Here is a 13,295-nt window from a genome sequence, read left to right as displayed (position 1 = left end):
TAATCGGAGTGAGCAATATGCAATTAATCATATTGCTCACTCACTTAGCTATTTAATTTGATTTTCGATATCCTGATTAGCAGAAACGGTTGCTTCCTTCAATGCTGCCTCTAAGGTCATCTCTCCTTTAAGTGCCGAGGTAATCATATTGTCATATCTTGAAGAAATTAAGCTTAGATATGGTCCATCCTGCCATGCTGTCGCATAATCAGCTGCTTTAATAAATGGACTCATTGTTTCATTGGCATTAATATCAATCGCCTCAGCAACTGATTTCCTTGAAGGTAAAACTGAAGCCGCTTTGGCATAATCGGCCATTGCATCATGCGTTAAATAATTGATTAAATCCCAAGCTTCATCCTTATTTTTTGAAGCAGAATTCATAGAATAGCTAACAGCGTATGCCATATTACCTTGTTGATTATTTACTGTTGGCAATTCTGTAACACCCCATTTTAAATCTGAAAAATTATTATTTAAATGAGAAACCATCCAAGTACCTTCATCGCTGATTACTGCACCACCACGACCAAAGGTGTCACCAGCCCAGCCATCTCCTAAGTCAGAGGCCGTTCTAATCAAGCCTTTTTGATATAGATCAACTAATACCTGAAGTGCACTAACAACCTTTGCATCATCAAGGGTTGCATTACCTTTACTATCAACAATACTGCCGCCCTCTGACTGAGCAATGTATACTTGTCTTGCTAATAATGCTGAAAAGACCATTGGCTGTACATCTGGTAGCTTCTCTTTCAATTTAGTCAGAAAGGCCTCCATTTCACTATAGTCCTTTGGTAGATCAGCAGCAGTCATCCCTGCCTTAGCCAATAAATCCTCATTGTAATATAATCCCAAAGTTGAATAGTCCTTTGGCACACCGTACATCTTGCCATCACTACCCTTGAAAGCATTATAAATCGGTTCATAAAAATCTGATGCGTTAAAGTCTTTCTGTTTTTCGATATAGCTGTCTAATGGCTCTAACACGCCCTGCTCATAAAAGGTCGGGATACTTGATGAATCGACATAAAATACATCAGGTGCAGTACCACCAACGAAGTCTGTCATTAACTGGGTGTCGTAATCGTTGTAAACCTTCTCTTTAATCTTAATCCCTGTTTTCTTTGTAAATGCGGCAAAAGCATTTTTTCTTGCTGTATCCTCGGTTGTTGAATCACCCTTCCAGAAACCAACCGTGAGTGTTTTTTTATCACTACTATCTGAATCACTGTTTTTGCTGCCACAGCCCACCAAACCAACTACAACAATAAAACTAAATAATAAAATACTGAAATTTTTAAACATTTTTTTCATCAATAATTCCTCCCAAGAATCGATTAAATGCCTTCATCCGAAACGTTTCGGATTCAAAATAAAAAAATAATTGCTTTCTCCTTTGTAGTTTTTTTGAAAACGCTTTCTGTAATCATTATTACCCGAAACGTTTCGGATGTCAACTATTTTTTATATCTTTTTTTTATTAATTAAAAAAGGAGTTAGAAAAAAAACTCCTTTCGTTATATTGGTAAATTAGGGGCTTTCTCTCCCAAAATTGTTCAAATAGATGAGTCCTCCGGTCAGACAGAGAACGTCTGACCGGAGGACTCATCTATTTTTCACAGTTTTAATCAGAGATAAAAAGCACCTTATTGATCGAAGCGCTACCGAAACAATAAAAATTTTTTAACACTTCAACTAAAGCGCTAAAGCGTTAGGTTTCATATATCTTAAATTTATTGTTTACCATTCATCATAGCTCTAAAAGAATTTGAGTAGAAAGTGAAGCATAAGAAATACTATCCGTAAAGTTACTCAGGCACTTAAGGTCTGAGCACATAATATACCTATGTGCAGCTTTCTATTTCTTTTAGATAAAATTAAAGCTTGGTAAGCAATCACACTTAGCGTTTATAATTACAGGGTAATTTAGCACCATTTTCTATGCTGCTAAGCAGCTGCTGGCCGTAACAGATTTAGTATTGCAAATCTAAATTTACTTGATTAGTCATCTTCTTTTCTGCTCTATATAGCTGCAAATTATCTGAAAAAATAGACAATGCACGTTCTGCATAATTTGAAATCACACCTGCTGTATGTGGTGTAATGATGACATTATCCAATTCCCAAAAGGGTGAATCCGAGTTAAGTGGTTCCTGTTCAAAGACATCCAGGGCGGCTCCAGCAATTTGACCCTGTATCAATGCCTTATGTAACGCAGACTCATCGACCGTTCCACCTCGTGAAAGATTAATAAAGTAGCTACTAGCCTTCATATTTCCAAAAATGGCTTGATTAAATAAATGCCGTGTGGCTTCAGTAAGAGGTGTTAATAGAATAATAAAATCTGCCGAAGCAACTGCTGCAGTCAACTCTGAAATTGGATAGACATTGTCAAAATTCTCAAGTCTCTCAAGCTTTCGCTTTACCCCAGTGACCCGCATATCAAAGGCCTTAGCTTTTCTAGCTACAGCCTGCCCAATTGTACCTGCGCCTACAATGCAAATCTCTTTGCCGTTTACACTCGAAAACGGATAGCTAGCTTCAGAAAGCCACTTCTTTTGACCTTGAGCAATTGCTGCTTGCTTCAATCCTCGAGTTAGGCTCAGCATTAAGCCGATAGCATGCTCAGACATTTGCTCTGCATGAAGACCTCTTGAATTGACAACTTTTATTTTTCTTTGCTTTAGATAATCGAAGGGTAAAAAATTTACACCGGAGCTAAAGGTAAAGATTAATTTTAAATTGGGGAAATTTTTAATCGCTTTCTCTGTTAATTCAAAACCACCGATTAAAATATCAATATCTGAAAAAACCTGATTTGAGGCTTGAATAGCATCAATTGCCACAATTTCTTCTTTTAAGATTTCACTATATTTACTCATTAATTTTTCAGGAATTTTATTCATTGTACCAATCATTCTCTAACTCCTACTCAATAATTCATTATTATTTTATATTGTTATCTGCGCTAAAATAGAAATTTTTTAAACTTAAAGGCGATTAGAAGCGTTAAAGCTACTAAAGCTCCACATAGCTGATACATCAAGGAGAAGCCACTAAGCATAGCGATAAATCCCCAAATCATTGCGCCACCACCATACGCCACATCCATCGCGGCAGAAAAAATAGCGGTCGCATTGCCACGTTGAAATTTCGAGACATTATTTAACACGATCGCATTCATAATTGGCAAAATTGACGCAAAGCCAATACCAAATAAAATTGCGGCCAGCAAAAAATGAAACAATGTTTGGCTTACAGAAATCAACCAAAACGAAGCAATCATGACAATAATACTACCTGATACTAGAATGCCATTCTTAATATTTCTAAATATTCTGGGATAAATAATCCGAACCACAACAGTCGTAATCGCATTAACGGTAAAATAATAACCAATATTGTTCACTGACTTTTCAATCGCAAACTGAGAAATAAAGGCGGTAACCGCCGAATTGGTCAGGCAAACCAAAAACATAATTAAGCTCGGAATAATCACTTCAATCTTCAATAGCAATGATTTAGATTGAAAATTTTTAGCAGCTGATACTTTTTCTGAGGTTGATTTGAGCTGTTTTTTATACTGATCAGAAATAAAAAGGCTTGCTATTGCCGCTAAAATAGTCAAGAGTAATCCAGCAAAAAATAGCGCATTAAAGCCATAGTTTTGAACTAGAAATAGCCCAATCAGTGGGCCAATCGCACTTGGTAGCGTTAGGGCAATGCTAAAATAACCTAATCCCACAGTAAGACGTGATTTAGGAATTAAATCACTTGCCAAGGTACTTGTTGCAGTTGATTCAATTCCCATACCTAAGCCTTGAATAAATCTTAAAATAAAAAGTAACATGATTTCATGAAATAAATTCAAAAACATAAAATCAATTACTAATATTATTAAGCCCATGCAAAGAATCAGCTTACGACCATATCTATCAAGCAAACGGCCGACAGGAATTCGACAAAATAATGACGAAATACCTAAAATACCAACAACCATTCCTGACTGACCCTTTGAGCCTCCTAAATAATCAATATATAAAGGCAGGGTTCCCATTTGAGTAGTGATTGCAGTTCCCGCTAAAAAGCCAACTAGCATCACAAGTAATAAATCCTTTGAAAATATTTTCACTTCATTTTTTTCTGTCTGCAAAGAAGTGCACTCGACAATTTCTTGTCCTTCATTAATCATAATTATATATTCTTTCTAAGCTTTATTAAAAGACAGACTAGATAAAAATTCCTTGGTTCGTTCCGCCTTAGGATGATTAAAAATCTCATCGGGGGTACCAGTCTCAACAACCACTCCACCGTCCATAAAGACAACCCTGTCAGCTACCTCATAAGCAAATTGCATCTCATGGGTGACGACAATCATTGTACGACCTTCACGTGCCAATTGCTTCATAATATCTAATACCTCACCGACAAGCTCTGGATCCAATGCTGAGGTAGGCTCATCAAATAACATCAGCTTGGGCTCTAAGGCCATCGCTCTTGCAATACCAACGCGCTGCTGCTGACCACCAGAAAGCTGACTTGGATAAGAGCGTGCCTTATCGGCCAAGCCAACCTTCTCTAGCTGTGCCATGCCAATTACCTCGGCTTCCTTTTTGCCCATCCTTCTAGGAGTCACTAAACCTTCAATTACATTTTGTAAAATTGTCATATGCTTAAATAGTTCGTAGCCCTGAAAGACCATTGCTGTCTGCATTCTAATACTTCTAATATGCTTTTTAGTTGCTAGTGAAAAACGAACCATTGTATCACCAAGCAAAATCCGACCGTTGCTTGCCCGTTCAAGAAAATTAATGCAACGTAAAAAAGTTGTTTTCCCAGAACCACTTGCACCTAATATTACAACTACTTCACCTTCTTCAATAATCAAATTAACACCCTTAAGAATTTCATGATTACCAAAGCTCTTATGAACATCTGTAATTTCGATTGCTGTCATAAATTGTCGCCACCTTTCTAAATAACCATAATTATCGTAAATCATAGCTAAAATTCGTCTCAATTAATTCTAGGCATTTATGATGCTGTCACCAAATTTGAGGAAGCGCCTGATAAAATAAAATCCAGTGCGTTACTTAAAGCAGTTTCTGTAATTTCCTTTACTGCAATATCGGTGAAAAAGGCAATATGAGGTGTCATCACAACATTAGCAAATTTTGAAAGTCTTTGATAATAAGGATTCTTTTCCCAACCAATCTCAAAATACTGCTCTTCATTTTCCAATGTATCAAGTCCAAGTCCAGCAAATTTTCCAGCTGACATAGATTGAATGAGCGCTTCTGTATCAATAATCTGCCCTCTAGCACAATTGATAATAATAGCCTCCTGTTTCATTTGCTTGATAACCGCTTCAGAAAATAGGTGATAAGTATTTTCTTTCGCTGGAATATGAATAGATAAGACATCCGATTTTTTGATTAGCTCATTAAAAGAAACATATTTTACTTTTCCCAAGAGCCTACTATTTTGACTATTACTTGTTGCAATCACCGTGGCGCCCATTGCCAACAAATTTTCTGCAACTAAGGCACCAATGCGACCTGTCCCTAGAATACCGACCGTCACATCTGCTAATTCTCTTCCGATTAAGCTTTTTCGTTCTTTTCCGCCAACAGCTTCTAAGGCCAAATAGGACGGGAGATTTCTCAGCAACATTAAAATCAGCATAATTGTATAATGTCCTACTGAGGTTGGACTATAAGCAGGTACATTTGTGACGCTTAAATCATATTTTCTAGCATAATCAAAATTTACACCATCTACACCTGTCGATTTGATTGATAGCATTTTCACGCCATTTTCATGTAATTTTCGATAAATATTTTCATTGTCACGCATTTCCTTTGAAGGATACAGGCAAATAGCCGAGTAACCTTTAATTCGATTGATGTTATCTTCATTAATGTTTTCTTGAATCACATCAACATCAATCTGATTTTCAATTGACCATCTTTTTATATAGCCTTGTTCAAGCTCGTTTACGCCAATAAATAATAATTTCAATCAATATCACTCTTCCTAAAGGTTAATTCATTTTGTGAGTTCTTAAAATATCAGCCTAGCTCGCTTTAGTCGTCTTCGATGATTCAGCTGCAAACCTAAGTGCCTCATTAATAATAGCCATTCCCTTTTCAATCTCCTCAAGCGTTGGTTTCGTAAAGTTTAACCTAAAAAATTGTTCAAAGCCTGTTTTTTCAACACTCATGACATTACCTGGAATAATAGCCACATGATGCTCGATTAAATAATCATTAAACTTAACAGGGCAAACCCCTTCTCCCAGCTTGGCACATAAAAAATAGCCACCTGTCGGCCGAATATATGTTAATAAAGAAGAATCTATTTTCTCTAGCCCTTCAAGCATTAAATTAAATTTTTCTCGATATAAATCTCTTAACGATTCAATATGCGCTTCAAAGTCATAATCAGTCATTAGCTTAGCAGCAACTAATTGCCAGTACTGATTTGTATGTGAATCAACACTTTGCTTACCTAAAATCAATTTGTCAATGATTGGCTTAGGCGCAGTAATAAAACCTAGCCTGGTGCTTGGTGCTAAAATTTTTGAAAATGAGCCTGAATAAATTACCAAACCCTCTGTATCAAAGGATTTAATCCTTGGAATCGGTTCACCTTCATAAAGTAAATCACCATATGGATCATCCTCATAAATGACAACGCCATATTTTTTAGCAATTTCATAGAGTGCATATCGAGCCTCTAGCGGCATTGAGGTTCCTAGTGGATTTTGAAAAGTTGGAATTAAATAAATCAATTTAATTTTACCTTCTGAATCATTTGCCAAGGCCATTTCAACCTGCTCTAAATCAATCGTTTCACCCTTCATTTCGATTGGTTTGGCGATAGCACCATAACTCAAAACTGCATTGACCGCCCCTGAAAATGTCTGGGCCTCCATTAGAACAATATCTCCCTCATTACAAAAAGCTTTTACTGTTAAATCCATCCCCTGCGTAGAGCCTGAGACGATCATTAAATCATCAGTCTCATCATCATAGACATCATAAACAGTTTTCAAACGGTTCGCAAGCGGCTCCAAAAGCATCGGATGACCTTTTGTATCCCCATACTGCAAAAATATTTCATGATCGTCAAGCTCATACAATTCCTTTGATATTTTTGCCATTTTGTCAATTGGAAAGGCTGCCTCTGGTGGAAAACCAAAAGCAAAGGAGATTACTTCAGGATGCACCATATTTTTTCGAGCATTCTCTCTCAACGGATTTGGCTGAAGAAATGAGAGTCTATTTGCAAATTTATAATTCATTCATAATCCTACTTTCTTTAAGCATTAGCTGTATATCGTGATAAAAACTGTTTCGTTCGCTCATTTTGAGGCTGATTGAAAATCTGGTCAGGAGTCCCTGCTTCAACTACTACGCCACCCTCCATGAAAACTACCTTATCTGAAACCTCGTAAGCAAATTTCATTTCGTGTGTGACTACCACCATTGTTGAACCACTCTCTGCAATTTTTTTCATAACCTCTAAGGTTTGCCCAACAAGCTCTGGATCTAGTGCAGAGGTAGGCTCATCAAATAGAATAGCTTCGGGATTGATGGCCAAAGCTCTTGCAATTCCTACACGCTGCTGCTGACCGCCAGACATTTGCGAGGGGTAAAAATCCTGACGCTCTAGCAGGGAAACACGCTCTAGCATTTCAGTTGCTACCTGTTCAGCCTGATTTTTGGCTAGCCCTTGGGCAAGCATTAAAGGAATCATGATATTTTCTTTGGCAGTCTTATTTAAAAATAGGGCGTAATTTTGAAAAACCATTGCAGTTTTACGTCGGATGGCTAAAATATCCCTTTTACTCGCCTTCTTAAAATCAACAGTTTGACTACCAATGGTGAGCTGACCTTCATCAGCAAGCTCTAAAAAGTTTAAACAGCGCAAAAATGTTGTTTTTCCCGAGCCGCTTGGACCCAAAATACAGATAACCTCACCATCATTAATCTCTAGTCCAACACCCTTTAGCACTTCATTTTTACCAAAGCGCTTATGCACATTTTTTATTGATATCATGCTACATCCCTCCGAAGTCTTCGATTAAGATTTTTCTCAATTAAATTAGAAGATTGCTCAATAATAATGTTGATGCCCCAGTATATAATGGCAACTGCTATATAGGCTTCTAAAAATCGATAATTTTGTTGAACCGATATTTTGGCAGCCGCAAAAACATCCACCGCCCCAACCATAGAAACAAGAGCCGAAGCCTTAATCAAGCCAATTAATAGATTGCTCATCATTGGCAATGCAACAGGTACCGATTGAGGAATTAAAATTCGACGAATAATTTGCAAGCTACTCATACCAATTGATTTAGCAGCATCCTGTTGCCCTTTACCAATCGAATTCAAGGTCCCTCTAAAAATCTCACTTGAATTAATTGTTGCCATAACCGATAAGGCAGCAATAGCAATATAAATTGAATTTAAATTTTTAAAGCGTAACGACCAACCAAGCGATTCAGCAAATCCGTCCATTTTTTTAGCTAAAATTAAGTAAATTGCTAACAAAATCAGTACAATTGGCACACCCTTAAGCACAGTAATTAGAACAGAAAAAATTTGCGAAAAAACCTTAATTTTATAAAATCTAACTAAAGCAATCAATAAACCCAGTAAACTACCGATTAATAGTGAAGCAATGGAAACTGCTAATGTTGTCCCGATATACTGACTTGCTACCTTTAAACTATTTAACATCACTTCTAATTTAAAACTCATCGACGCCTCCATTCATCACAAATCTTAGCTAAATTGCTCATTTGGTTACATAATCGCCACCCAAGTATTCCTCAGATAGTTCCTTAAGCTTACCTTCATCCTTTAACTCTTGTAATGCGGTATTGACTTGATCAATAAATCCTTGATCTGCTTTTTTATTAAATAATAGATAGGCATCCGACTGATGTACTGGCTCATCACCAACAATAAAGTTTACGCCAAAGTTCTTATTATAAAGATCGACCTGATATTTTGGTGCTAAAGTTGCATCGACCTTGCCTGATAAAATTGCTTCAACGACTTGCTCATTGGTATATTCGCCATAAACTAGCTCAAAAGCAGCTGGATTATCTTTTAAATAATTTTCTGCCATTGCTGCCTGATTAGTCCCCGTCGTCACATAAACACTTTTTCCCTTTAAATCATCAAAGCTTTGAATTGCAGCACCTTGATCACCATCTGTAACAATATAGGTATCCCAGATAATATAACCGACATCACCATAGATAAATTTTTCCTTACGCTCATCGTTTTCCTCATACTCATAAGCTCCCATCGTAGACTTACCACTCTCTAAGTTTGATAAGGCTGTTGGAAAATCACTACCAATAAAGTCAAAGGTATAGTCATCCAGTTTTTCATCAATTGCTTTAACAACCTGAACATCATAGCCATCAAATTCATCATCCTCATTTAAATAGGCATACGGTGTACCATCATTACCTGTTGATACAATGATTTTCTCAGCACCGTTATCTTCTGATGCAGCTTCCTTATCAGAGCAGCCTGATAATGCAAACAAGCCCAAAAATGAAATCCCAGCAATAAATACCCCTAATTTTTTTGAATTTTTCATAAATCCGCCTCCATTTATTGTTATTATTATCAAAATTTAATCATATCAAGTCATTATTATTTTTTAAGCAGCTTCTTTGGTTTTAATAAAGAATTGCTTTATGAACGAAAAACGCCCGTACCCACTTTTCTTTTCAAGAGGTGATATCTTATTGTCAAATGTCATTCGTCTTTCAATTATTTTAAATAATTGTTCTAAAAGTAAGCTACAAATGATAAATATAATTGCGGCATCAACATAGCCCTCAAATAAATGGAAGGATACTGCGCCAAGTGCCTTAGCCCTGCCGACGACATCTAATACGCCAATAGTAAATGCTAACGAGGTCTCCTGTAATAGACTAATTGTTGCCGTTCCAAAACTTGGTATTGCAATCCTTACAGCCTGTGGAAAAATAACCTTCAAATAAGCTTGTCTTTTTGTTAATCCACAAGCCAAGGCGGCCTCTATCTGTGTTTCAGGTACACTCAAGATAGCAGCTCGAATTGTTTCTGACTGAAAGGCTGCCGTATTTAAGCCGTAAGTCACATAAAGAAAGTACATTTTATTCAATTGAGAGACATCAAGACCGAAGTTAGTTAATAATTCTGGTAAACCGTAATAGACGATGAAAAGCTGAACCAATATTGGTGTCCCTCTGATAAACGAAACAAAAACAATTGAAAACTGATTTAAAATTGGAATTTTTTCAATTCTAATTAGCGCAATTACGGCACCGATAATCAAACCGATCACAGTAGCGACAAAAACAATTTGCAATGTAACTGGTAAGGCACTTAAAATCTTTGGAAAGTATTTTTCTGCTAATTCAACATTAAATAGCTTATTCATTTAGTATCCTTTCTTTAGTTTAAAATTATCCCCTATCCTTTTTCCTTTCTAAAAATTATTGTTATCAATAATCTGAATTTTCTGATAATTCAGATAAATTAGATATTAGAGGTTTTTCACGATAATTACAATGTATTTTCATGAAAACCTTAGAAATATTCTGAAAATGAAACTTTTAACTAATTAAAATACAAATTTTATTCATTTTACTTAATAAAAAAAATTCAGATTACAATAAAAATAATTTTTTTATTCGATAAACTTGAAAATATATCTTTAACTAAAAAAAGAAATGATAAAATAAAATGGCCAATTTGTAATTATTAATTCATAGCCTATATTTTGTACTTTGCTAAATTATTTTAAATTCAAGTGGTTGATTAATTATCTATCCCTAGATTTGTAGGAAATTTTTAGACATAAAAAAGCAAAAAGTGTTTCTATTTAATAAAATAGATTCACTTTTTGCTTAACAAATAACGGTTGCTTTGATTAAATATACAATTGCAAGTACATAGAACTCATTGATAAATATTCGATTTCTGAAATAGTTTGCTTTTAGATAGCCTTTGCATTTTTTACCTTATTACTGCTTTAATTCATCTTTTCCAAATAATCGACAGCATCGCTTAGCTTTTTAACAGGTACAATTTTAATAGTTGCACCTAATTTCTTTTTCGCAGCTAGCGCTTCTTGATAGTTAGTCTTAATATCTGGATCGGCTGCTTTCATTTCAGCTGTAATTTCATCGTCTGGCGCAAAGAAAATATCGACCTTATTGTTAACCGCTGTCGCAATTTTTTTGTCTATACCGCCAATTCGACCAACAACACCTTCTGAATCAATTGTGCCAGTACCTGCAATTTTTTTGCCATTTCTTAAATCTTTACCAGTTAAAGTTTGATAAGTCTCTAGTGTGAACATTAAACCAGCGGATGGACCACCGATTGAGCCTGCATCAATTGTAATCGTTGGATCACTTGTAATTTCAGTGTGGTCAATCAAAGTAATACCAATACCAGCTTTACCATTTTCAAGCTTTATTACCTTGCCGTCTGCTTCTTTAGTTTCACCATTTTGTTGATAAGTAATTGTTACTTTATCACCAATCGTTTTACTCTGTGCATAAGCCATCAAATCCTCAGTATTTTTAAAGGCTCTACCATCAATTTTACTAACAGTATCTCCAACCTGTAGGATATCCTTAAAAGTAGAATTTTTACTTGTTGCCATCACATAAACGCCAAGATACTTAAAATCATAAGCTTTACCAGCAAGCTCAAGCGCATTGAGCTTTGCCATGTTCTGTGAAGTTTCCATATAGAAGCGTTGAATACTTTCATATTCAGAATCAGTTTGATCGCCCATTAGCTCTTTTTTAGTCAATACTGCTTCAAAATCATTGAACTTGGAAAGTAAAAGGGTAAACGGCCTCGCTTGACTGACAGAAACTGAGGTCAGCGAGAATGAGCCTGTAGCTTGGTCTTTTTTACCATCTACAGTTACAAAATTCTTTAAATCCTCTGTTGTCCCCGGTCCCTCAATGTAATAAGGGAGCGGTAGAAAAAAGCCTAAAATAACAACGATCGTCAAGAAACCATATATAATTTTACCTCTATGCTTTTTCAATCCTTTTTTCCTCCAATTTTTGTACAACGAGTGGTGGCACATAATTACTAATATCACCACCAAAGTGAATTAATTCCTTCATTCTGGAAGAGCTAATATGCTCAAATTCTGGACGACTTTGTAAAAAAACCGTTTCAATCTTAGGATTAATTTCATGATTAAATCGTGCCATTTCTGTTTCATATTGATAATCTGACATATTACGAATACCTCTGAGTAAATACTGAGTATCTAGTCTTTTTGCGACATCGACCGTCAACTCACCACTGCTCTGGATAATTTTAAGATTAGGCAGCTCTTGGGTTAGATTTTCGAGAATCTGATAGCGCTCTTCAATCTCAAAAAAACCCGTTTTTGTAATATTATAAAAGATACCGATATATAATTGATCGAAAAGTGCAACACCACGGTGAATCATATCTAAATGCCCGTTTGTTAAAATATCAAAGCTGCCTGCATAGAGTGCTTTTTTCATAATGTCTCCTTTTACTAGCCAACTGATTGGTAGTCAATTTATTGAAGGTCATTTTTCACTTTTATATTGATTCAAAATGAAAGCTACTGTTTAGTATAAATCACAACCGCAATCGTGCCATAAACCTGACGTTTTCTAATTGTAAACCCTGAAATATCACCCAAAACAATTTTAGCATCAGTTTCACAGATAATCTCACAATTCGACGAAAGCATTGACTTACTTGCTAATTTAGCAATTTGCTTTTCAATCTCCTGTAGCTTATAGGGTGGATCAAAAAACACTAAATCAAATTGAAAATTTTCAGCAAAACAATCAATATATTGATTTGCCGTCGTGCGAATGATCTGAAACTTTTCAGGTGCTTTAGTAACTTCAACATTTTGCTGAATGACTTGAATCGCTTTAGGATGCTTTTCAATTAGAATTGCCTGATCCATACCTCTAGAAACTGCCTCAATCGCTAAACCACCACTGCCGGCAAATAAATCTAAGCAAATACCACCATCAAAATAAGGACCAATCATGTTAAACATACTCTCTTTGACCTTATCAGTTGTTGGTCGAGTATTATCGCCATCTAATGCTTTTAATCTTCGACCGCCATATTCACCTGAAATAATACGCAAAATTCATCTCTCCTTATAAAAGCGACGAGGAATAGACAGATGAGCCCAGACAAATCTGTCTATTCCTCAAAGCTAGATATTATTTGTGAATAATAAACAAA

The 13,295-nt window shown here is 35.8% G+C and carries 13 protein-coding genes; all 13 read right to left on the bottom strand.

The annotated features are described in order from the left end of the window. Window positions 1–48: 48 nt before the first annotated feature. Window positions 49–1,317, bottom strand: coding sequence for an ABC transporter substrate-binding protein (locus tag HOY35_RS02725; protein WP_172210475.1), 1,269 nt, complete (start codon window positions 1,315–1,317; stop codon window positions 49–51). Between the two features lie 659 nt (window positions 1,318–1,976). Next, window positions 1,977–2,921, bottom strand: coding sequence for a D-2-hydroxyacid dehydrogenase (locus tag HOY35_RS02720; RefSeq protein ID WP_172210474.1), 945 nt, complete (start codon window positions 2,919–2,921; stop codon window positions 1,977–1,979). 50 nt (window positions 2,922–2,971) lie between these two features. Further along, complete coding sequence (locus HOY35_RS02715) at window positions 2,972–4,195, bottom strand: MFS transporter (RefSeq protein ID WP_172210473.1); 1,224 nt, start codon at window positions 4,193–4,195, stop codon at window positions 2,972–2,974. A 15-nt stretch (window positions 4,196–4,210) separates the two neighbouring features. After that, entirely contained in the window at window positions 4,211–4,960 is a 750-nt protein-coding gene (locus tag HOY35_RS02710; protein WP_172210472.1) for an amino acid ABC transporter ATP-binding protein, read from the bottom strand. 77 nt (window positions 4,961–5,037) lie between these two features. Further along, entirely contained in the window at window positions 5,038–6,024 is a 987-nt protein-coding gene (locus HOY35_RS02705) for an NAD(P)-dependent oxidoreductase (protein ID WP_172210471.1), read from the bottom strand. A gap of 55 nt (window positions 6,025–6,079) precedes the next feature. Further along, window positions 6,080–7,309, bottom strand: a complete 1,230-nt coding sequence (locus tag HOY35_RS02700) for a PLP-dependent aminotransferase family protein (RefSeq protein WP_172210470.1) — start codon at window positions 7,307–7,309, stop codon at window positions 6,080–6,082. A gap of 17 nt (window positions 7,310–7,326) precedes the next feature. Further along, window positions 7,327–8,067, bottom strand: a complete 741-nt coding sequence (locus tag HOY35_RS02695) for an amino acid ABC transporter ATP-binding protein (RefSeq protein WP_172210469.1) — start codon at window positions 8,065–8,067, stop codon at window positions 7,327–7,329. Beyond that, window positions 8,064–8,774: an ABC transporter permease subunit gene (locus HOY35_RS02690; protein ID WP_172210468.1), complete on the bottom strand. Its 711-nt coding sequence runs from the start codon at window positions 8,772–8,774 to the stop codon at window positions 8,064–8,066. Before HOY35_RS02690 ends, HOY35_RS02695 begins: the two co-directional genes overlap by 4 nt. 37 nt (window positions 8,775–8,811) lie before the next feature. Continuing rightward, entirely contained in the window at window positions 8,812–9,630 is an 819-nt protein-coding gene (locus HOY35_RS02685; RefSeq protein ID WP_172210467.1) for a transporter substrate-binding domain-containing protein, read from the bottom strand. Between the two features lie 63 nt (window positions 9,631–9,693). Further along, window positions 9,694–10,461 carry an amino acid ABC transporter permease gene (locus tag HOY35_RS02680; RefSeq protein ID WP_172210466.1) on the bottom strand — a complete coding sequence of 256 codons (768 nt, stop codon included), beginning with the start codon at window positions 10,459–10,461 and terminating at the stop codon, window positions 9,694–9,696. Window positions 10,462–11,055: 594 nt separating this feature from the next. Next, the gene (locus tag HOY35_RS02675; protein WP_249641450.1) at window positions 11,056–12,090 is read right to left on the bottom strand and encodes a SepM family pheromone-processing serine protease; all 1,035 of its coding nucleotides are present in this window, start codon (window positions 12,088–12,090) and stop codon (window positions 11,056–11,058) included. Further along, complete coding sequence (coaD, locus tag HOY35_RS02670) at window positions 12,077–12,565, bottom strand: pantetheine-phosphate adenylyltransferase (protein WP_216656310.1); 489 nt, start codon at window positions 12,563–12,565, stop codon at window positions 12,077–12,079. The genes HOY35_RS02675 and coaD overlap by 14 nt, the downstream gene beginning before the upstream one ends. Before the next feature lie 83 nt (window positions 12,566–12,648). After that, window positions 12,649–13,194 (bottom strand): 16S rRNA (guanine(966)-N(2))-methyltransferase RsmD, encoded by a 546-nt coding sequence (gene rsmD / locus HOY35_RS02665; RefSeq protein ID WP_172210465.1) that lies wholly within the window; start codon window positions 13,192–13,194, stop codon window positions 12,649–12,651. Window positions 13,195–13,295: the final 101 nt, after the last annotated feature.

Origin of the sequence: Enterococcus sp. MMGLQ5-1 (assembly GCF_013155265.1) — a bacterium.
Taxonomy (GTDB): Bacteria; Bacillota; Bacilli; order Lactobacillales; family Streptococcaceae; genus MMGLQ5-1.
Note: the sequence above shows the minus strand (reverse complement) of the source record. Positions and strands in the feature narration are given on the sequence as shown.

Excerpts from the sequence above, each read along its gene's own strand:
- HOY35_RS02715 (WP_172210473.1), bottom strand. The coding sequence starts at position 4,195 with ATGATTAATGAAGGACAAGAAATTGTCGAGTGCACTTCTTTGCAGACA.
- HOY35_RS02690 (WP_172210468.1), bottom strand. The coding sequence starts at position 8,774 with ATGAGTTTTAAATTAGAAGTGATGTTAAATAGTTTAAAGGTAGCAAGT.
- HOY35_RS02710 (WP_172210472.1), bottom strand. The coding sequence starts at position 4,960 with ATGACAGCAATCGAAATTACAGATGTTCATAAGAGCTTTGGTAATCAT.
- HOY35_RS02695 (WP_172210469.1), bottom strand. The coding sequence starts at position 8,067 with ATGATATCAATAAAAAATGTGCATAAGCGCTTTGGTAAAAATGAAGTG.
- HOY35_RS02720 (WP_172210474.1), bottom strand. The coding sequence starts at position 2,921 with ATGATTGGTACAATGAATAAAATTCCTGAAAAATTAATGAGTAAATAT.
- HOY35_RS02700 (WP_172210470.1), bottom strand. The coding sequence starts at position 7,309 with ATGAATTATAAATTTGCAAATAGACTCTCATTTCTTCAGCCAAATCCG.
- HOY35_RS02725 (WP_172210475.1), bottom strand. The coding sequence starts at position 1,317 with ATGAAAAAAATGTTTAAAAATTTCAGTATTTTATTATTTAGTTTTATT.
- HOY35_RS02685 (WP_172210467.1), bottom strand. The coding sequence starts at position 9,630 with ATGAAAAATTCAAAAAAATTAGGGGTATTTATTGCTGGGATTTCATTT.
- coaD (WP_216656310.1), bottom strand. The coding sequence starts at position 12,565 with ATGAAAAAAGCACTCTATGCAGGCAGCTTTGATATTTTAACAAACGGG.
- HOY35_RS02680 (WP_172210466.1), bottom strand. The coding sequence starts at position 10,461 with ATGAATAAGCTATTTAATGTTGAATTAGCAGAAAAATACTTTCCAAAG.